Annotated in this window: 14 protein-coding genes; 3 read left to right on the top strand and 11 right to left on the bottom strand. The window is 35.3% G+C overall.

Annotated elements, in window-relative coordinates:
* Window positions 1-14 precede the first annotated feature (14 nt).
* The 4 genes from C8J95_RS07505 to C8J95_RS07490 all read right to left on the bottom strand — a co-directional run bounded on the left by C8J95_RS07505 (window position 15) and on the right by C8J95_RS07490 (window position 5140).
* Window positions 15-992 carry a deoxyhypusine synthase family protein gene (locus C8J95_RS07505; protein WP_034870957.1) on the bottom strand — a complete coding sequence of 326 codons (978 nt, stop codon included), beginning with the start codon at window positions 990-992 and terminating at the stop codon, window positions 15-17.
* A gap of 77 nt (window positions 993-1069) precedes the next feature.
* Complete coding sequence (gene arfB, locus C8J95_RS07500) at window positions 1070-1462, bottom strand: alternative ribosome rescue aminoacyl-tRNA hydrolase ArfB (RefSeq protein WP_078795953.1); 393 nt, start codon at window positions 1460-1462, stop codon at window positions 1070-1072.
* A gap of 38 nt (window positions 1463-1500) precedes the next feature.
* Window positions 1501-2532 (bottom strand): AMP-binding protein, encoded by a 1032-nt coding sequence (locus C8J95_RS07495; protein ID WP_107807809.1) that lies wholly within the window; start codon window positions 2530-2532, stop codon window positions 1501-1503.
* A 43-nt stretch (window positions 2533-2575) separates the two neighbouring features.
* Entirely contained in the window at window positions 2576-5140 is a 2565-nt protein-coding gene (locus C8J95_RS07490) for a M1 family aminopeptidase (RefSeq protein ID WP_107807808.1), read from the bottom strand.
* 161 nt (window positions 5141-5301) lie between these two features.
* On the opposite strand from C8J95_RS07490, the gene C8J95_RS07485 reads away from it, so the two are divergent.
* The gene (locus tag C8J95_RS07485) at window positions 5302-7461 is read left to right on the top strand and encodes a DPP IV N-terminal domain-containing protein (protein ID WP_107807807.1); all 2160 of its coding nucleotides are present in this window, start codon (window positions 5302-5304) and stop codon (window positions 7459-7461) included.
* Between the two features lie 51 nt (window positions 7462-7512).
* On the opposite strand, the gene argS is transcribed toward C8J95_RS07485, so the two are convergent.
* From argS to C8J95_RS07455, 6 genes are all read right to left on the bottom strand, one after another.
* Window positions 7513-9276: an arginine--tRNA ligase gene (gene argS / locus C8J95_RS07480; protein ID WP_107807806.1), complete on the bottom strand. Its 1764-nt coding sequence runs from the start codon at window positions 9274-9276 to the stop codon at window positions 7513-7515.
* A gap of 78 nt (window positions 9277-9354) precedes the next feature.
* The gene (locus tag C8J95_RS07475; protein ID WP_107807805.1) at window positions 9355-10785 is read right to left on the bottom strand and encodes a SusD/RagB family nutrient-binding outer membrane lipoprotein; all 1431 of its coding nucleotides are present in this window, start codon (window positions 10783-10785) and stop codon (window positions 9355-9357) included.
* Between the two features lie 9 nt (window positions 10786-10794).
* Window positions 10795-13773, bottom strand: coding sequence for a SusC/RagA family TonB-linked outer membrane protein (locus tag C8J95_RS07470; protein ID WP_107807804.1), 2979 nt, complete (start codon window positions 13771-13773; stop codon window positions 10795-10797).
* 143 nt (window positions 13774-13916) lie between these two features.
* Window positions 13917-14426 (bottom strand): hypothetical protein, encoded by a 510-nt coding sequence (locus C8J95_RS07465; protein ID WP_107807803.1) that lies wholly within the window; start codon window positions 14424-14426, stop codon window positions 13917-13919.
* 53 nt (window positions 14427-14479) lie between these two features.
* The gene (locus C8J95_RS07460; RefSeq protein WP_107807802.1) at window positions 14480-15934 is read right to left on the bottom strand and encodes a SusD/RagB family nutrient-binding outer membrane lipoprotein; all 1455 of its coding nucleotides are present in this window, start codon (window positions 15932-15934) and stop codon (window positions 14480-14482) included.
* A gap of 5 nt (window positions 15935-15939) precedes the next feature.
* Window positions 15940-18912, bottom strand: a complete 2973-nt coding sequence (locus C8J95_RS07455) for a SusC/RagA family TonB-linked outer membrane protein (RefSeq protein WP_107807801.1) — start codon at window positions 18910-18912, stop codon at window positions 15940-15942.
* Between the two features lie 135 nt (window positions 18913-19047).
* On the opposite strand from C8J95_RS07455, the gene C8J95_RS07450 reads away from it, so the two are divergent.
* Window positions 19048-19626, top strand: a complete 579-nt coding sequence (locus C8J95_RS07450; protein ID WP_107807800.1) for a ribonuclease HII — start codon at window positions 19048-19050, stop codon at window positions 19624-19626.
* A gap of 68 nt (window positions 19627-19694) precedes the next feature.
* Entirely contained in the window at window positions 19695-19832 is a 138-nt protein-coding gene (locus C8J95_RS07445; protein ID WP_107807799.1) for a bacteriocin leader domain-containing protein, read from the top strand.
* A gap of 50 nt (window positions 19833-19882) precedes the next feature.
* Here C8J95_RS07445 and yidC read toward each other — a convergent pair whose 3' ends face one another.
* On the bottom strand, window positions 19883-21664 hold the full coding sequence (gene yidC, locus C8J95_RS07440) for a membrane protein insertase YidC (RefSeq protein WP_107807798.1): 1782 nt from the start codon (window positions 21662-21664) through the stop codon (window positions 19883-19885).
* Between the last annotated feature and the right edge of the window lie 7 nt (window positions 21665-21671).

The raw sequence follows: 21671 nt of genomic DNA, 5'->3' as shown, positions 1-21671 counted from the left end.
ATATTCTGTTTCTATTAAGAATTCTCAAGAATGTAAGTAAACATTAGTGGAGCACAGATTGTAGCATCACTTTCCACAATAAATTTAGGTGTGTGAATATCTAATTTACCCCATGTAATTTTCTCATTCGGAACAGCTCCGGAATAAGAACCATAAGATGTTGTAGAATCAGAAATCTGGCAGAAATAAGACCAGAAAGGTACATCGTGCATTTCAAGATCCTGATACATCATCGGAACTACACAAATAGGGAAATCTCCTGCAATACCTCCACCAATCTGGAAGAATCCAACTCCTTTCCCGCTACTGTTACCTTTGTACCAGTCTGCCAAGTAAGTCATATATTCGATACCAGACTTCATTGTAGAAGCTTTTAATTCTCCTTTAATGCAGTAAGACGCAAAGATGTTACCCATTGTAGAATCTTCCCACCCTGGTACTACGATTGGTAAGTTTTTCTCAGCTGCAGCCAGCATCCATGAATTTTCTTTAGGAATTTCATAGTATTGCTCTAATACACCTGAAAGAAGCATTTTGTACATATATTCATGCGGGAAATATCTTTCTCCTTTATCTTCTGCATCTTTCCAGATCTCGTGAATATGTTTTTGTAATCTTCTGAAAGCTTCTTCTTCAGGAATACAAGTATCTGTTACACGGTTAAGACCTCTTTCTAAAAGATCCCATTCTTCCTGTGGAGTAAGATCACGGTAGTGAGGAACTCTTTCGTAATGAGAGTGTGCTACAAGATTCATTAAATCTTCTTCAAGGTTAGCCCCTGTACAAGAAATAATAGCTACTTTATCCTGACGGATCATTTCTGCTAAAATTTTACCTAATTCAGCAGTAGACATTGCACCTGCTAAAGTAATCATCATTTTCCCGCCATCTTTAAGGTGGGCAACATAACCTTTAGAAGCATCTACTAAAGCTGCTGCATTAAAGTGTAAATAATATTTTTCTATAAAATCAGAAATGGGTCTATTGCTCATTTTTATTATTATTTAATTTCTGCAAAGATAGGGATTCGTAATTAGAAATTTAGCTTCATCCAACTACCCCATTTAATTTACATTCTAAATTTTCGGTTTTCTTTTTTTTCGGAATGTTGCTTTTTCTGGGTCAGCCTTTTTTCTTTGGATGACTTTGTTGGCTTAGTCTTGAATCTTTTCTTCGGTACAAAGAGCGCCTTGTCCACCAATTCCAATAACTTTTGGATTACTTTCTCTTTATTATCAAGCTGAGAGCGGGACTCCTGAGCACTCAACTGCAAATACCCTTCAGCGCTGATTTTATTTTTCAATTTTTCGAAAATCAGTTTTTTCTCTTCATCCGAAAAGAATTTAGAATCCCATACTGCCCAACGGGCTGTAACCATAGTTTCTACTTTATTCACGTTCTGACCTCCTGCACCGCTACTCCGTGCAGTTTTAAAGCTTAATTCTGAAGAGAAATCTTTCATTTTATAAAGATACAAGAATCAATAGCAAAGATAAAAGACTATGTAGTTATAAGTTCTAGCAGCCTTCCTCGATTTACCTTACCATTAGGTGTTCTTGGAATTTCAGCTACAAATACTATTTCTTTGGGTCTATGAAAGGGCTTTTCAAATTTAATATCCAAAATCTGGGATCTCAGTACTTCGTTTTCATCTCCCTCAATAACCAAAACCAACTTCTGTCCTAGCACCTCATGTGGAATTCCCAGAAAAACAGCTTCATTAGGAATTTCTTTTTTAACAAGAGCCTCTAGCTGTTCGGGAAATATCTTAGCCCCTCCGGAGTTAATAACATTATCCGCTCTGCCTAAAAACCTGAATTGTTTAGCATTCAGTACATCAACGATATCATTAGTCTGTAGTAGTTCAGCATTAATCTTAGGTGCAGAAATACGAAGGCAACCACGATCATCAAGGGAAATATCCACACCATCGAAAAGTGTAAAATAATCTTCACCTTCCGGATAAATCCGTTTCAATCCAATATGAGAAAGAGTTTCAGACATTCCATATGTTTCATAAACTTTGGATATTGCCTGTTTACTGTCTAAAATATCACTCAGCTTTTTCTTCAGACTTTCAGATACAGCTGCTCCTCCAATTATTAAATTCTCTATCAAATGTATTTTATCCAGAGAATTTTCAACTTGCAAAGGCGTCATTGCACAAAAGCAAACAGATTTTTCAATATTTTTAAGAGGATCCAATTTGGGCTCTGCAATGGTAAGTTCCAGCCTGCGGAGAAAAGACCTTACTATCATCATTTTTCCCGAAATATATTCTACAGGAAGGCAAAGTAATGCAGTATCTCCTTCTTTAAGATTTAGGAAATCACACGTCATTTCTGCTGAATTCAGCATTCTGGATTTCTCAATCGGGAATTTTTTAGGAATCCCTGTAGAGCCAGAGGTCTGCACTTCAACTGTTTTGGAATCGGAGAACCATTCTGATAAAAAGTCTTTAACCTTCACTTCAAAATCATTTTGAGGCTTTAGGTTCTCTATGTCAACGCTTCTTGAAAAATCAATCTTCATATTTCAAATTTACAGCAATCTGTTACACAGAACAACATGACTTTTATTTTACCAATACCTGAGCTCTTCGCAGGTTTTCAGTTGCCTGTAAAATTTTATTCTTCAGGATTGAATTATAATCAGGATTTTTCTGGATAAACTGATTAACAATAGTAAGCGCTTCAGGATTCTGATAACTACCAAAAGTAGAGCGAAGCCAATTATCCGGGAAAAATATATCTCCGGTTTTCTGTATTTCCTGCAATAGCTCTAAAGACTTCGGTAGATAATTAACAGAGGTTTGTTGTCTTAGTGGATGGTGTAAATATCCCAATGCTGCACCAACAGACGATTCATTAGTTCTGTTTTGCTTTTCTGCGAGGCTATAAAAAAATTCATCACGAATTTTTTTATCTGAAGCAGCAGCTTTCATTATAATTTTGAAACGATTAATCCGATCAGGATTTTTAATTCTGGTTAATTGTTCCTGCAGAAGGTCATTATTGTTATTATTACGTAATGACAGTGCTAATGCAAGGCTTGTAAAATCTTCATCATTCAAAGTAATACCTTGTGGTGCAGTCTGCGATTTCCATATTTTATACAAATGATCATATGCTTTTGGGGACTGGAAAATTCCCTGATAACAATCGAATAAAATTTTCTTATTATTTGTTGCCGCTTGCCCTTGCAATGCACTCCATATTGTATTTTCTAAGCTTTCAGATTCTTTGCTCCGTATACGTTCGGGTAAAAATCCCCAATATATTCCGGAAATATATCCTGTAATAAGCCTTAGGTTAAGCTCTGTATTTTCTTTTTGCAGCTGTCCGGTAAAAAAATGCAATAATTCTTGCGGTCTAATACCTGATCCACCCAACATATTTTCATACAAAGAGATATAAGCACTTGCACGGCTTACCGGATCTTTTATCAATGAAAAATCAGAAATCACTTCCTTCCCGGTTCTGAATACTCCATAGCCAATACCCGATGAGTTTTGCAGAATAAATAATGGTTTTTGTTTTCCTTGTAGTTCAGATATTTCCTGTTCTTTCCCAGAAAGCTTTACATTAATTTTTTCAATTCTATCCGGATAAAATAAGCTGAGTTGAAACTGCTGCGGCCAAAGCTTTTGTATTTCACCATGTTCCGGATGTTGGGTAATTATAAAGCTTCCAATCTTATTTCCCTTATATTTTACCTTGTAGTCAATGACTGGTCTTCCCGGTTCATTCACCCATACTTTGTTCCAGCTTTGCAGATCTTCCGGTGTATGACTATCCAGAATTGCAATAAGATCCGGCCATGTTGCATTGTTATAAGCATATTTTTTAAGGTATTCGCTCACCCCTTTCCTGAAGTTATCTTCCCCAATTAACAGTTCCAGCTGGCGCATCATAATCGGAGCTTTATTATAAATAATAGGCCCATACATCATTCCTGCATTTTGCAAATTATCCAGGATCTGCCGAATAGGATTTGCGCCTATAGTCCGGTCTATTGAGTATGCCGCAGGGAAATGTGTTGTTAGAAACTTCAGATCATAAATACTTTTATCTGAGGAAGCTCCTGTACTTTTATCTGCCATAAAATTTGCAAAAACTTCTTTTGTCCATACATCATTAAACCAATCCATGGTTACCATATCTCCGAACCATAGATGTGCAACCTCATGAGCGAGAAGATTAGACCTATTATTCAGCTGGCTTTGTGTTGCATTTTTATCTAAAAATAAAGTAGAATTCTGAAACAGGATTGCCCCGGGATGTTCCATTCCGCCAAACTGAAAATCGGGAACAACAACTAAACCATGCTTTTGGAAAGGATGTGGAATACCTGTCCATTTTTCATAATAAGCAAGTGAATTTCTGTAAATACTATAAATAGAATCCATACTATTTTTAATCTTTACGGAATCGGTTTCACGATACAGCATACCAGCATCCTGATCTCCTATTTTCTCTTTAATTTTTTTAAAATCTCCTGCAGCAAAAGAGAACAGGTAGGTAGGAAGCAGATCCGACTGGGCAAAACTCAGTTTTTTCCTTCCTTGTGTTACGGTTGTTTCCTTTAGCTTTCCGTTGGCCATTGCATTCCACTTTTCAGGAATCGTAAGGGTTAAAGAATAGTTAGCTTTCAAATTAGGCTGGTCGAAACACGGAAACATGGTTCGCGCACGATCCGGTACAAACAAAGTGTACAGATAACCATCGCGTCTGTTTAGTGCAGAGTTACCTGCTAAGAATTTAAAAGCAATCTGGTTAAACCCTGATTTCAAATATTTCTGATCTATTAAAATATGTTCCTGATCCAGAACAGGCTTTATAATTTGTCCATTTACAGTCACAGACAACAAAGACGCGGCATTTTCTTTAAAATCTATTTGTAAAGGTAATTCACTCTGTTTCTTATAGCTGAAAGTAATATTTTCTGCTCCCGAAATTCTCTCGGTTTTGTTTTCAGGAATATCCAGATCTAACTCGTATTTAATATCGCTTAATTTACTTTTTCTAAACTGAGCCAGTTCGTAAGATACACCCGACTCAACTTTAAGACCGGGCTTTATTTGTGCATTATAACAACTGTTGAATATGATAAAAAATGATGCGAGTAAGCCTGTTTTCATAGTTTAAAGATAAGAATAGAATCGGAATTATACTAAAAGTCCGAATTAATCCAAATCTTAGAATTAATCACAAATAATAATTAACCTCAGTTAATCTGCTTTTTATTAAATTATTAGCATTCATATTACGATATTTGTTATTCTAATTAACTAGTAATAATATGAAATATTCAAAATTGGCTCTAATTGCATTAGGGTCGGTATCTGTTTCTATGTTTTACGCTCAGGATTCTGTTACGGTTGCAGATTACAAAAGAGCAGAAAGCAGATTGTTTTACAAAACAGCACCCCTAGTCCGGGATGTAATGAACAGCCCTATATGGGATAAAGATGGTAAAAGCTTTAAATACACCAAGACTTCGTCGGCAGGAGAGCTCACTAATGTTAATGTGGTTCTTGAAAAAAAGGCTAAAACTGAAACAGTAATTCAGACTGGTCAAAAAAATCCCAACTCTCCTATTACGCCTCCGGTAAAAAGGAATAACAAACCCGGAGTAACTTCTCCAGATGGAAAAAAACTGGCTTACATAGATAATTATAATCTGTGGATAGAAGACACAACCACACATGATAAAAAGCAACTGACCACTGACGGAATAAAAGACTTTGGATATGCTACCGATAATGCGGGTTGGAAGCATAGTGATGCTCCTATTCTAAGATGGTCTCCGGACTCTAAAAAAATTACTACTTTCCAAATGGATGAAAGGAATGTTGGAGAGATGTATCTGGTGACAACCAATGTAGGTCATCCACAACTAAAAGCATGGAAATATCCACTACCCGGCGACACCGTTCTTCCGATGTTGCATAGAGTTGTTATTGATACTGAAAGCGGTAGTTTAGTTCGTTTCAAAATGCAACCTGATTTCCACAGAGGAACATTAAGTGATGATATTGCTGCCAGTGGGACTTTTGATGATATTGACTGGAATCCGAACGGTTCAGAAGTTGCCTTTGTATCTACTTCCAGAGATCATAAAAATGCAAAATTAAGAATTGCCAATACTAAGGATGGCTCTATTCGTGAAGTTTTTGAGGAAACCGTTGCTACACAATTTGAATCCGGACGCAACGCAATCAACTGGCGTTATTTACCTGCAACAAATGAAGTACTATGGTATTCCGAAAGAGATAATTGGGGACATCTTTATCTATATGATGCTAAAACAGGAAAACTGAAACATCAGATTACTAAAGGAGACTGGCTTGTTGCCAACCTATTAAAGGTGGATGAAAAGAATCGAAAATTATATTTCACAGCGGCTGGTTTGCAAAAAGAAAACCCATATTTTATTTCTTTCTGTTCAATCGACTTTTCCGGAAAAAACTTCAAAAATCTAACTCCGGAAACAGGCACTCACCAGATTACACTTTCACCTGATGGCACTCATTTCATAGATCAATATTCGCAACCGAATGTAGCACCGGTTTCTTTAGTCAAAAAACTGGATGGTATAAAAGTTATGGATTTGGAAAAAGCAAACCTAACAGCTTTGGAAGCTACCGGTTGGAAAGCGCCAACACCTGTAAAATTAAAAGCTGGAGATGGTGTTACTGATGTTTATGGTCTTCTCTTCCAACCAAGTAATATTGTTGCCGGGAAAAAATATCCTATTATCGATTACATTTACCCTGGTCCACAAGGCGGAAGCGTTGGGAGCTGGGCTTTCACTGCATCTAAAGGAGATAACAATGCTCTTGCTGAACTAGGTGCCTATGTTTTGGTTTTGGAAGGGACCAGTAATCCGTATCGTTCAAAATCTTATCACGATATGAGCTACGGAAATATGTCCATCAATACTTTGCCCGATCAAATCGCTGCGATTAAACAACTTGCAGCAACATATTCTATAGATGTGGATAAAGTTGGTATCTGGGGACATTCGGGTGGAGGCTTTGCAACTGCAGCAGCTATGTTCAGATATCCGGATTTCTTTAAAGTTGGTATCTCAGAATCTGGTAATCATGATAACCGTAATTATGAAGATGACTGGGGTGAAAGATATAACGGACTTGTAGAAAATTCTGACTATGCATCGCAGGCTAATCAGCTTTATGCAAAAAACCTGAAAGGTAAGTTACTCATTGCACATGGTATGATGGATGACAATGTCCCTCCATACAATGCATTACTGGTAATTGAAGCTTTAGAGAAAGCTAATAAAGATTATGATTTTATTGCTTTTCCTAACAGTGCTCATGGTTTTGGAGAACATACCTATTATATGATGAGACGCCGTTGGGATTATTTTACAGCTCATCTTCTGGGGAAAAAGCACCCGAAAGAGTTCTTACTGGGACCTAATAAAACAAAGTAAATAAAAAAACCTGCTAAAAGCAGGTTTTTTTATTATTTCAAATCTAAGAAATTACATTCTGTTGACTGTTCCTATTCCTAAAAGCTCTAATGCTTTCTGAATAATATCTCCCGTTACTTTGGAAAGTTTCAGACGAAGCTGTTTTGCATCTTCATTATCCTGATTAAGGATAGGATTATTCTGGTAGAAAGAGTTATAAGATTTTACTAAATCATAAACATAATTTGCTACCTGAGCAGGACTCAATGTTTCTGCTGCTTTAGCTATCACTTCATTAAACTGAGAAGTCATTACTAGTAATTCTTTCTCGGAAGCATTTAACTGGTAATTTCCAGAAATACCACTCTCTTTATACTCTGCTCTGTTCAGCAATGACTGAATCCTTGCATAAGTATACTGAATAAACGGTCCTGTATTACCATTAAAATCAATACTTTCAGCCGGATTAAATAATATTTTTTTCTTTGGATCAATCTTCAGAATATAATACTTCAAAGCACCAAGCCCAACAGTTTCATAAGATTTCTCTTTTTCTTCTTCTGTAAGACCTTCCATCTTACCCAATTCCTGTGCTTTCTCTTTTGCAGTAAGGTACATTTCCTCCATTAATTCATCAGCATCGACAACTGTACCTTCACGGGATTTCATTTTTCCATTAGGAAGCTCTACCATTCCATAAGATAAGTGATGTAAATGATCTGCCCATGAATATCCTAACTTTTTAAGTACCAAAAATAGTACCTGGAAGTGATAATCCTGCTCGTTTCCAACAGTATAAATTAATTGCTGGATATCATTGTCTTTAAAACGCTCCACAGCTGTTCCAAGATCCTGAGTCATATATACAGAAGTTCCGTCGGAACGTAATAATAATTTCTGATCCAGCCCATCTTCTGTAAGATCTATCCATACAGAACCGTCGTCTTTACGGAACAAAACGCCTTTATCCAGCCCCTCCTGAATAATATCTTTTCCCAAAAGATAAGTATTGCTTTCATACTGACGCTGCTCAAAATCAACTCCCATACGCGCATAACTCTCATTGAAGCCTTTATACACCCAACCGTTCATCATTTCCCAAAGCTGGCGTACTTTTTCATCACCATTTTCCCAGTCTAGTAGCATTTTCTGAGCTTCCAGCATTATTGGAGCCTTCTTTTTAGCTTCCTCTTCAGCTACTCCCTGAGCTTTTAGCTCTTCAATCTGCTTCTTATATTCCTGATCAAATCTTACATAATAGTTACCAACTAATTTATCACCCTTCAACCCAGTTGATTCAGGAGTTTCACCATTTCCGAATTTCTCCCATGCCAACATAGATTTACAAATATGAATACCACGGTCATTAATAATCTGGGTTTTAATTACATTATACCCTGCGGCTTTTAATATCTGTGCAACAGAATAACCTAAAAGGTTGTTTCTTACGTGGCCTAAGTGCAATGGTTTATTCGTATTCGGAGATGAATATTCTACCATAATAGTTTCTGCCTTTGCTGGAAGGCTTCCTAAATCATCACCTAAATTCTGAACCTGGCCGATAAAAAAATCATTCTTCAGAGAAAGATTTAAAAAACCTTTTACCACCTGATAAGAGCTGATATAATCAGTAGCTGCCAGTAGTTCTTCGCCCAATTCCTGTCCCAATGCATCCGGACTTTTCCTCGCCTGCTTTACAAGCGGAAAAATCACTACAGTGAAATCTCCTTCAAAATCGGTTTTGTTTTGCTGAACTTCTAGTGCAATACCTTCTAACTGGTATTTCTGCTGAATAATCTCAGTAATCTGATCCTGAATCTGTTTTTTTATCTCCATTCTTAAAATAGTTGTAGCCGCAAATTTACGAAATAAAAAACCGCCCAAAGGCGGTTTAGATATTGTTTAATATAAATATTAGTTTTTATCCCAGAAAAGTTTAGTTGTTACATCATCTCCACCAATCTTGGCTGCAGCTGCTTTAACATTTTTTTCATTCTGAGTATACTCATCACTTGAATAAATCATTCTTACCGGAACTCCTTTAGTATTAGAGTTAGTCGGATTTTTAAGGATAGGATTATCCAATCTTCTTACAAAATTCCACGCTGCAAAGGCTCTGTTATACATAGCAATCCATGATTCTTCTCCAATAGACTTCTTCCAGTTCGTTGCATCATATGGACGTGATGCAATATATGCTGCCGCTTTCGTAGCATCTACTCCATATTCTGTCATAGATTCTGTAATAGCTGCTGCATATAAACCTGCCGCTGTACCTCCCATATTAAATCCTCTTGCAGCTCCTTCAGCTTGCATAAACAACACTTCTGAATAGCTTAGTAGATTGGATGGAGTTATTGGTTTTTTAAAGCTATCCGCTACATGAGAATAGTTTCCATATGTATTTTTGACACCATAAACGCCACCTAGATATTTACCGTCTTTTGTTTTTGTAAACCATACATCTCTTCTTGGATCATTATTAGCATTCAAAACATCTACAAATATATTTGAAGGAACAAAATCATCACGATTAGAAGCTACCAAATTATCAAAAACAGGATTGGTAAATGTTACTCCATCATAAACAAAAGAATAAGAATCTGCTGTTGAAGTCATTACGCCAGATGCAATAGCTGATTCTGCTGCAGCTTTTGCTGTAACTGGATCTACATCTGAAAGATTCAATGCTAATCTTAATTTAACAGAATTAGCCAATTTTTTCCATTTGGACATATCGCCTTTGTAAACGATATCATTCACTTCATATCCTTTTGCAGAAGGATTGATTTTAGCAATTGCAGCATCAATTCTTTTTAATAAATCAGCATAAATAGTTTTTGCATCATCATATTTTGGTGCAAAGCCTCCATTCACAGCTGCTAGAGCTTCAGTATAAGGAACATCTCCCCAAGTATCCACAATATTTTCCCAAACAAAAATAGAAGAAATCTCATTTGTCACCCATTTATTTGCAGCAACAGCAGGATCATTTACTTCCGTAGCTAAAGCATCTTGAGCTTTTTTGAAGTTGTTTAAACTGTAGACATACATTCTGTTGAAATGAAATCTAGGCTGATTTCTTGTAATAAGATTATAGTTTACCTCATCAGTATAAGTTGTTTCAGACCATTGCTGAACAAAGAATCTGTAATTATTTGCGTTAACGCTAGGGTTATCTATATTATAAAATTGTTGATTTTGCCCCATTGACAATAATACCCCAGAACTTAAATCAGATGGATGTTTACCATCATTATTTAGCAATGTTGTATCTCTTTCACAAGAGGAAAGCGTTGCAACAGCTATTGTTAAACCTAAAAAGGCTTTAAATATATTTTTCATTGTTTTGATTTAGAATTTGAAAGAAATATTAACTCCGATATCTCTTGTAGTTGGCAGAGATCCAATAGAATAACCGAAAGATCTTACACCTCCACCCAAAGTAGATTCAGGATCTGCATAAGGAAGATTTTTGTGAATAATCCATAGGTTTCTTCCTACAATGGAAATCTTTGCCTCGTTAACAAATGTATTTGCTAATAAAGCTTTAGGTAATGTATAACTAATACTAGCTTCTCTAAGCTTTATAAAAGATCCATCATAAATATAGCGTGATGTAGGGCTTTTTTGATAACCCATATTGCCATATACAGACGCATCTATTGCAGTTTGGTTTGGTTGTCCATTAGCAGTTACTCCTGGTAAAACTACTTTTCCAGTTCTATAATCACCAATTGCTGTATCCTTATACAAACCTGTAGAAGTTGCATAGTACATATCAGTTGAGAAAATATCTCCTCCTTTTCTGAAATCTACTAGGAATGAAACGCTAATTCCTTTATAGCTAAAAGAGTTTCTAATACCCCCGATCCAATCCGGAGTTGTATTCCCAATTACCTTGTTACCTTCTAAAACATAGAACCCTTTAGAATCAACTACTTTTTGACCATTAAGATATTTGTAATCACTACCTCTAATTGCGCCCCACATTTCACCTTCAGTAGCATTAACAGATGCACCACCTTGAACACTTGTTAAGTTATAGTTGCTAACATCTGTTGTAGCATTATGCAATAATTCAACAACCTTATTTTTATTTTTAGACCAGTTAACATCTACATTCCAAGAGAAATCTTTGGTTTTAATTGGTGTAGCACCAATTTGCAGTTCAATCCCTTCGTTATCAATTCTACCAGCATTTGCTACTGCTGTCAGTAGGCCTGATCCTGCAGAAATTGGCAGATTTATAATCTGATTAAATGTCTTGGTCTTGTAGTAAGCTGCATCAAATGTTAATCTTCCCTTGAAGAAATGTGCTTCAGTACCTACTTCAAATTCTTTTGAACGTTGTGGCTTTAAATCAGGATTTGCAAGAAGTGTCTGTGAGTTTTGCATTACAATAGAGTTATTAAATGTACCTGCAAAAGTATAATAGTACTGTAGTTGGTATGGATCTGCTGTTCCTCCTACCTCAGCATAGTTTGCTCTTACTTTCCAGAAACTTAACCATGAAGGCTTTACAAACTCTGATAAAATAAATGATCCCGTAAAAGAAGGGTAAGTATAAACTCTGTTTGCTTTTGGTAACGTAGAAGTTTTATCCGCTCTAAATGTAGCATCTAAATAAAAGAACTTATAGAAATCAAAAGATGCAGTTGCATAAGCACTGGAAGTTACTGTTGTATATTCATTTTCATCCGGTGGGATAATAGGGAATTTTGAATTTGCTAAAGCATACAATCCATCTTTTTCTAATCCTCCTTCTGTAGAAGCATAAATAGAGTTATAATAATTTCTTCTTACATTTCCTCCAGCTATACCACTAACATTGATATTATCAGTAATATTAAATTTGTAATTTAATATTAAATCAAAGTTTGTTTCGGATGTAGTAAGGTTTTGTCTGCTATATCCTGAACTTACTAATTTTTGTGATGCACCAAATGCTTTTGGTACAGATCCTGGAGCTAATCTGTTTTGGAAATATGTAGATGCATTGTCGTAAGACACTTTACCTGTTAAACTAAAATTCTTATTGAAATCATATGTTAACAAAGCATAGCTGAAACTTCTTGTTCTGTCATCACTACTATAACTTTGATATCTTTGATAGTATGGGTTGTTCCAGAAACCTACAACAGGATTTGCACCGCTCTTCAAATTCCAGCTAATATTTTTACCTCCACTATTGAAGTAAGCATTTTTCTGATCAACTATATCTACATTATTTGCCCACCATTGTCTAAACCCTCCTACTAAGTTTCCTGAATAATTTGCATCATTTCTACCTTTAGTATTCTGAACTACTAATGTTGAATAGACAGTAGCATGTAATTTAGGTGTAAAGTCATAATTAATTTTTGTGGTAAAAGTATTCTTTCTTAAATCAGAATTAGGCAATAAACCATTAGACAACATATTATCATATGATAACATGAAGTTATTTCCCTTCTTACCTTTTTCAAGAGTAATACCATTTACATATGTAATTGGAGTTTCAAAAAACTTAATAGGTCCATTTTTAGCAGCTACCCAAGGAGTTGCTTTTCCAAAGTTTTTAGAATTAGGATCAAATGCATCCCATTGGTATACCAATTGATTTTGATTAAATTCTGGCCCCCATGAAGCATCATCTCCTAAATTTCCGTAAGGTGTACCATTTGCATTCTTTTCGCTAAAACTCATAGCATATCCCGCTCCATATCTGTTCTGATATTCAGGGAAAGTAGATTTATCTATAAATCCAGCCTGCACAGAAGATGATAAAGTTACTCCCCAACTTCCATCATCTTTTCCTTTACCACTCTTAGTCGTGATTACAATAACACCATTAAGACCTCTTTCACCATATAATGCAGAAGCTGCTGCACCTTTCAGAACATTGATGGATTCAATATCATCCTGATTGATATCTGACAATAGGTTACCCATATCCTGATTGGTCTTAGTATCATAGGTAGAAGAGTTATTAACCGGAGACCCATCAATAACGATAAGTGGATTTGCCCCCTGTAAACTTTTTATACCTCTGATTACAAGACTAGAAGAACCCCCAAAATTACTGGATGTGTTTACCTGTAGACCAGATACTTTACCCGAAAGTTGAGAAGCAATGTTACCAGTATTGGTAGTACCATCAAATAGTTTATCAGCCTTTACCTCCTGTGAGGCATACCCCAAAGACTTTTTTTCTCTTTTAATACCAAGGGCAGTCACTACAACCCCCTCAATATCCTTGGTTTTAGCAGAGTCCTGTTTCTTCTGTGCATTAACAAATACAAACGAAGAAGACAAAACCACTACCAAAACACTGTTAGTTAGTTTCTTCATATCAAATTAAATTTTAACTCGCGCAAGTATATAAATTTTTCTTAACATACCAAAATTAAAAGTTAACATATTGTTAATTTTAATATTAGACAAATAAAAAAACCGCCATTAGGCGGTTCTACAATTATTAAAAAAACAAGTTTTTAATTTTTTCCTATAATTCCTTCAAATAATAAAGGTTCTAATTTCGGTCCTTCAACTGAAGCCATTGCTTTTCCTGATTTATCAATATCAAACTTGACAACTTTTATATCATTGCTATCTTTCAAAAACACATTAACCAACCAATGTCCATTACTATCTGTAAATTGTCGTACTATTTCTATATTTTTACTATCAGCATTAATTGAAGTTGTATTATTATCCACATCCTTAGAATCTTTAGGCAGTCTTACGATAATTTCTTTACCATTGATTACTTTAATTCCTTTAAATTCATTCGCTCCTTGCGGCAACCGTGTCTCAAAAATCCTACCAGCTTTATATGAAACCTCTTTTCTATTATCTAAAATATTTGTTGAAAAAAAATAGCTATCTGACAGGACTACATTGTTCACATCAATATTATTAGATGAACTGTTTGCCGATGATTTACATGAAAAACAGAAAACCCAAATACATAAGAAGGCAATAATTGAAAATTTATTCTTCATAATTATAAATGTTAAAAATGACCGCCTTAAGACGGTCATTCGGTTTTATTTTATTAGTTTTTATCCCAGAAAACTTTAGATGTATATTTATCGCCACCTGATATTTTTGCAGCGGCAGCAGTAACATTTTGTCTGTTAGTATCATATTCACCATTTGCATATGGCATTCTATAAACAAGACCTTGTGCTATAGGTGGTTTCTGCAAGGTAGGATAATCCAATCGTCTGAAGAAATACCAAGCCTCAATTCCCCTATTGTACATAGAAACCCATGCTTCGTCACCAATTGATTTTTTCCAATTAGTTGTATTATATGGAACACTTGCTAAATATGTAGCAGCGTCTGCATCAGCTACACCCCATTTTTTCATTGAAGTTAAAATAAAATCATTATAATAACTTTGAGCAGTACCGCCCACATTATAACCCTTAGCAGCAGCCTCAGCCAGCATAATTTTAATAAACACAGTATCAAAGATATATCCTGGATATGTATTTGCCTGGATTGTAGATGTAATATGGGAATATTTACTAAATGTTGCAAGCTCCCCATAAGGTGAACCAGTGTAATTACCATTAGGATCTTTTGTGAAATATTTTGGCACTCTAGGATCATTCTTTGCTTTTAGAGCATTAACATATACATCTGAAGGTAAAAAATCATCTCTTCCACTAGCAACTAAATTTTGATAAACAGGATTATTAAATTGAGCTGCTACATATGGGAATGTAAATTCATCTGAATCTGATAATATAATTCCTGAATTATATGCAGCCTCAACAAGCTGTTTAGCTTTAGCATTATCTATATCACTTAGATTTAGTCCCATCATAAACTTCAGAGTATTAGCAAATTTTTTCCACTTTACCATATCCCCTTTATAAAAAGCATCTTTCTTATATCCTGGCATATCAAGTGTCATAGAATTAACAGCGGCATCAATTCTTTTTTGCAAATCCGCATAAATTGTAGCGGCATCATCATATTTAGGTTGTAGAATCTGAGAACCTAAAACAGTTTTTAGTGCTTCAGTATATGGTACATCTCCAAAAGTATCTACTAAATTTAACCATGTAAAAACAGAAATTAATTCTATTGTTGCTTTTTTATTTAATTTAACTTTTGATTGTTGTTCTGGTGTTAGATTAGCATCTTCGTCTTCTTTATCCAAAAACCCACTAGCTGTTGCTAATGGCCCAATAACATCACGCATCATACCGGTATAATGCCCGTTAGGTTGATTTCTGGTAACAAAATTATAATTAGTCTCATCCACATATTGTGTTTCAGACCATTGCTGAGTATAAAAACGTGCAATATGTCCATTTACACTTGGACTAACCCATCTATCTGCAAGATATCTTTCAGAGCTCACTACTAAATTTTCTGAAGGAACTACAGTCGGGTGTTTTGGATCAATATTTAACTCTGTAGTATCTGATTCACACGATGAAAGTGTAAATACTGATAAACTTAGCAGACTTGTTATATATATTATTTTTTTCATTTTTATTAAAATTTAATTGTTACATTAAAACCGATATCTCTTGTTGTTGGTAATAATCCAATAGAATTACCGCGGGATCTTAAACCTCCTGTCACCCCTGCTTCAGGATCTGCATAAGGTACATTCTTATGAATAATCCAAAGGTTTCTACCTACTAAAGAAACGGTTACATCTTCAAGGAACGTATTTTCAAGAATAGATTTAGGCAATCTGTAAGAAATACTTGCTTCTCTTAGTTTAACATATGATGTATCATATACAAACTCACTATTAGGAGCATTACCATATCCTTTAGGCTGATAACTATAATAATTATTAACATTTAGACTTCCATTTCCAATAGGTGTTGTATTTGGAGAGCCATCGGCTTTTACTCCTGGCAAAACCACTCCTTTAGGATCTCTCCATTCACTACCTACCGTATCTGCATAAAGCCCTCCAGCATATCCGTATGAAGTATCAGTGGAGAATGTGCTTCCTCCTTTTTGTACATCTATTAAGAAACTTAAGCTTAATCCTTTATAGCTGAATGTATTTCTAAGTCCTCCTGTCCAGTCTGGAGTTATATTTCCAATAACTTTCTTCTCAGACTTAACCCACAGACCATCATCTCCAACTACTCGTTGTCCATTTTTATACACATAATCTGTACCAACTAAAGTACCAAATGGCTGACCAACAGAGGCATTCAAAGACACACCTCCCTGATATGCATTTAACTGGTAGTTATCTACTCCATTTAAGTCAACAACCTCACTTTTGTTTTTAGCCCAGTTAATATTCATATCCCATGAAAAATCTCTCGATTTAATAGGAGTAGCATTTAAGGAAACTTCATAACCTTTATTATCAATTCTACCGGCATTAAATACTGAGAAAGAATATCCTGTTCCCGCTGAAACTGCCAACTGGATAATTTGATCCGTTGTTTTAGAACTATAGTAGTTGAAATCTAATCCTAATCTTCTTTTAAAGAATTGCAATTCTGTACCTATTTCAAATTCTTTAGATCTCTCAGGCTTTAGGTCAGATTTTGCTAATGTATTAGGAGTATCATATAAAACTGTTCCTGAATAGTTTCCAATAGTTGTATAAACATTTTGAAGCTGATAAGCCTGAGCAGAACCTCCAACAACCGCATAGTTACCTCTTAATTTCCAGAAACTTAACCAGTCCTGTTTAATGAAATTTGATAAAACAATAGCTCCTGTTACTGATCCATAACCATAAACTCTATTATCTTTTGGTAATGTTGAAGCTTTATCTATCCTATATGTACCATCTAAGAAATAAGTATCTTTATAGCCTAATGAAGCTGTTGCATAAACACCCGCTGTCACCAATTTAGCTGAATTTTCCCAAGTTGGTAAAATAGTTGATGCTGAATTAGCCAGAGAGTATAAACCAGGTACAACCAAACCTCCTTCTGTGGAAGTATAATCATTTGTATTATAATTTCTTCTGACATTTCCTCCTACCATACCAGATAGGTCTAATCCTTCAGCTAAATCAAACTTATAGTTTGCAAATAAATCAAAATTCATCTCCTGTTGCTTGATATTCTGTTTAGAATATCCAGAAGTTACATTTAGGCCAGATTGTCCCCATCCCCTAGGTACCGAACCAACAGCCAACCTGTTTTCAACTAATAAATCTACATTATCAATGGACAACTTAGCTGTAGCATTAACATTCTTGCTAAATTTATAATTTAACATAGCATAGCTAAATATTCTTGTTCTGTCATCAGACTGATAACTTTGATATCTTTGAAAATATGGATTATCCCAATAAGCTGCTGCACCATTTGTTGGTGACTTTCTATTCCATGAAACATTTTTACCAGTTCTGTTATATGCATCTCTAAGTAGATACATATCACTATCAGTATTCCACCACTGTCTTAAGGATGATGCAATATTATCACTATATCCTGTTTCATTTCTACCTTTAGTATCTTGCAAAGTTAAAGATGAATAAACTGTAGCTGTTAATTTATCGGTAAGTTTATAATCAAATTTTGCTGATACTGTATTTTTACGTAAATCTGAATTTGGAAGAACACCAGTCATTAACTGATTGGTATAGTTTATTAATATACTTCCTTTATCACCAGATTTTTGTAAAGATAATGTATTTGTGTAGTTTGAAGCTGTTTCAAAGAAATCAGCCGGCGTATGTTGAGCTGCTACATAAGGCCTCATTTTTCCGTAATTAGGAGATGTAGGATCAAAAGAATCCCAAAAGTAAACCATATGTCCATCATACTTAGGACCTAGAGAAGCATCATCATTGTAATTCGTGTAGTCTTTTCCAAAATTATATCCTGGAGCATAACCACCACCATATTGATTTTGATATTCAGGGAAAGTAGTTTTATCAACAAAACCAAAGTTCCCTCCTGTATTAATTGTTACCCCCCATCTGTTATCATCTTTTCCTTTTCCTGACTTGGTTGTAATAACAATTACACCATTAAGACCTCTTTCTCCATATAAAGCAGATGCTGCTGCACCCTTTAGCACATTTATTGATTCAATATCTTCTTGATTAATATCGGACAAAAAATTTCCATAATCATATTGTCCTGAATAACCATTATTCGTGCTATTGTTAACAGGTGATCCATCAATAACAATTAGAGGATTACCTCCGGATAAAGATTTGTAACCTCTTATTACAAGATTAGAAGATCCCCCAAAGTTATTATTGGTATTAACCTGAAGACCAGCAACTTTACCCGATAATTGAGATGCAACGTTACCCGTATTCGTTGTCCCTTTGGTAATAGCATCAGCTTTAATTTCCTGAGAGGAATAACCTAATGATTTTTTTTCTCTTTTGATACCAAGGGCAGTTACTACGACCCCCTCAATTTCTTTAGTTTTAGTAGTGTCTTGTTTCGTTTTTTGTGCAGAAACCATCACAAAAGTTGAAGACAAGACAACAGCCAAAACACTGTTAGTTAGTTTCTTCATATCAAATTAAATTTTTCACTGTTTCAAATATGTGAATTTTTATTAACATAGCAAAAGAAAAAATTAACATTTTTTAAAACATTTCAATAACTTTGAACAATTAATAAAAAACAAGTAACAAAATCTGTATAAATTATGAATTTGATAACAAAATGGCAAAATCAATACACAGAAGCTGGTTGCGATGAAGTAGGAAGAGGTTGTCTGGCTGGCCCTGTAGTAGCGGCAAGTGTTATACTCGATGAAAATTTTAACAATATTTTAGTTAAAGATTCTAAAACTTTATCAAAAACTTCAATAAAAGAACTTGCAGAATATATCAAAGCAAACGCTCGTGATTATGCCATTGCAGAACTCCCTCCTGAGTTTATTGATAAGCATAATATCCTGAATGCAAGCATCCATGCTATGCATTTAGCACTGAATCAGTTGAAGGTACGTCCTGAATTTATTTTAGTAGATGGCAACAGGTTTCATCCCTACAATTATATTCCTCATCAATGTATAATAAAAGGAGATTCAAAAGTACTAAGTATTGCAGCTGCGTCCATACTAGCGAAAGATTACAGAGATCGGTTAATGGAAAAACTTCATGAGGAATATCCACAATATGGCTGGGCTAAAAATGTGGGTTATCCTACCAAAGCACATAGGGATGCCATTCGGGAATTCGGCCCCACACCATATCACAGAATGAGTTTCAAATTACTTTAGATAAAAAATAATCACTTAGTTGTGATTATTTTTTTATATTTGGTTTACAACCAACTAAATATCACAATATGAAAACACTTTCAAAACTTGCCAATGCAAAACTTTTGGACAAGAAAGGATTAAGACAAATTACAGGAGGAAAAATATGTATATGTGGCAGACCATGTCCGGATCCAAACCAACCACCTCCAAGAGAATGTGACTAAAAAAGGCCTCGGTACATGTACCGAGGCTTTATTATATATGTGAAAGAAGTTTACTTCTTCTTATTTTGTTGCTTCAATTGCTCCATCTGCTTTTGCTGATCCTGAGCTTTCTCCATCATTTCACGCATTCTTGCCTGGAAACGGCCTTCCTTTTTAGGCTTAGCCTTATTTTCCTGAATCTGAGCATGAATTCTCTTTTCATCCAAAATAAAATATTTGATTACTAAGATAATTACAATGTTAATAGCGTTGGACACAAAGTAATACCAAGATAAACCTGATGCTGCAGAGTTAAGGAAGAACAAGAATGTAACCGGGAAGATATACATTAATGGCTTCATGTTTGGCATTCCCTCCTGAGTAGGCTGCTGCATATTACCTGCTGTCATAACTGTATAAATAAGAATTACAACAGTACATGCCAATGCAAAAACACTAAGGTGCTCTCCTAAGAAAGGAACATTAAATGGCAACTTGATAAGATCATCATAAGCTGTAAGGTCATTTGCAAACCAAAAACTCTTACCTCTCAGATCCAGCATGTTCGGGAAGAATCGGAACAATGCATAGAAAATCGGAATTTGAACCAAGCCCGGAAGACATCCTGCAAACTGGTTGACGCCGGCTTTACGATAGACTTCCATTGTCGCCTGCTGCTTCTTCATAGGATCAGCATTCTTAAACTTTTCCTGAGCTTCTTCAATTTCCGGACGGATCACACGCATCATTGCACTCAGCTTATGCTGCTTGTACATGATTGGTGAAAGGATAATCTTCACAGCAATGGTCATTAAGAAAATCACCCATCCTGCGGCAATACCCCAAGATGAAAGTAGATTGTAAACCGGAATAAAGAACCATCTGTTCAAACTTCCTATGAAAGACCATCCAAAAGGAAGAATCTCATCAAAGTTTTTATCATAAGACTTTAACAGATTAAGATCTAATGGCATAAAATACCATTTGAAATCCTGATTCAGCTCATTTGCGGCTAAATCAACCTGTCCGTTATAATTAAATTTCTTCAGGTACTCACCTTTTTCAATTGTTTCCTGATTACCTTTAGAATTTTTGAAACCATTCTGAGCTTCGATTACTGCAGAGAAGAACTGCTGCTTTACACCAATCCAGTTAAGCGTTTCTTTAGCTTCATCCATATCACCTCTGGAGTCATAATCGTAGCTTTTATAATTATTGAAAGCATAAACAAATTCGGTATGCGTCTGTTCCTGAGAACGTCCTTTTTCAGCTTCACGAACATTATAGTTCCATACAAAGTCTGCTTTGTTATCAGAAACTAACTGGGAAAGCCCCTGAGTTCTTACTTTAAAATCTACAGTGTACTTATCTAATAATGTATAGACAAACTGAATTGTAGCTGCACCAACATTCGCCTGCATTGTAATGGCATTACCATTAGCAGTTGCATTAAAGACCAGGTCTTTGGTGTTAATTACTTTTCCGGATTTATCTTTAAACTGAAATCCATAATCAGCATTATTATTCGAAAATAATAAAAGAGGTTTGTCCTTTGTTTTCTCATCAAAGGCATTAAACTTGTTAAGTCTTACAGTAGAAATCTGTCCACCAAGTGTTGTAAAATCAATTGTCAGCAAATCATTCTTCAGCTGTACTTTCTGAATACCTGCCGCATTGGCATTATTCTGCAATTGTGCAGCATTCGATTTCTGAGCAGACTGAGTTACCTGAGTCTTTGCCTGTTCTTCCGGTTTTTGCTTCGACTGGAAGTAAAACATAACCCCCATAAGGATTAATGAAAAAACCGCAAAACTGATCAGCTGGCTTTTGCCTACACCGTTATTTTGTTGCATTTAAAAA

The organism is Elizabethkingia sp. YR214 (genome assembly GCF_003058195.1).
Classification (GTDB): domain Bacteria; phylum Bacteroidota; class Bacteroidia; order Flavobacteriales; family Weeksellaceae; genus Elizabethkingia.
This window is presented reverse-complemented; position numbering and strand designations above follow the sequence as displayed.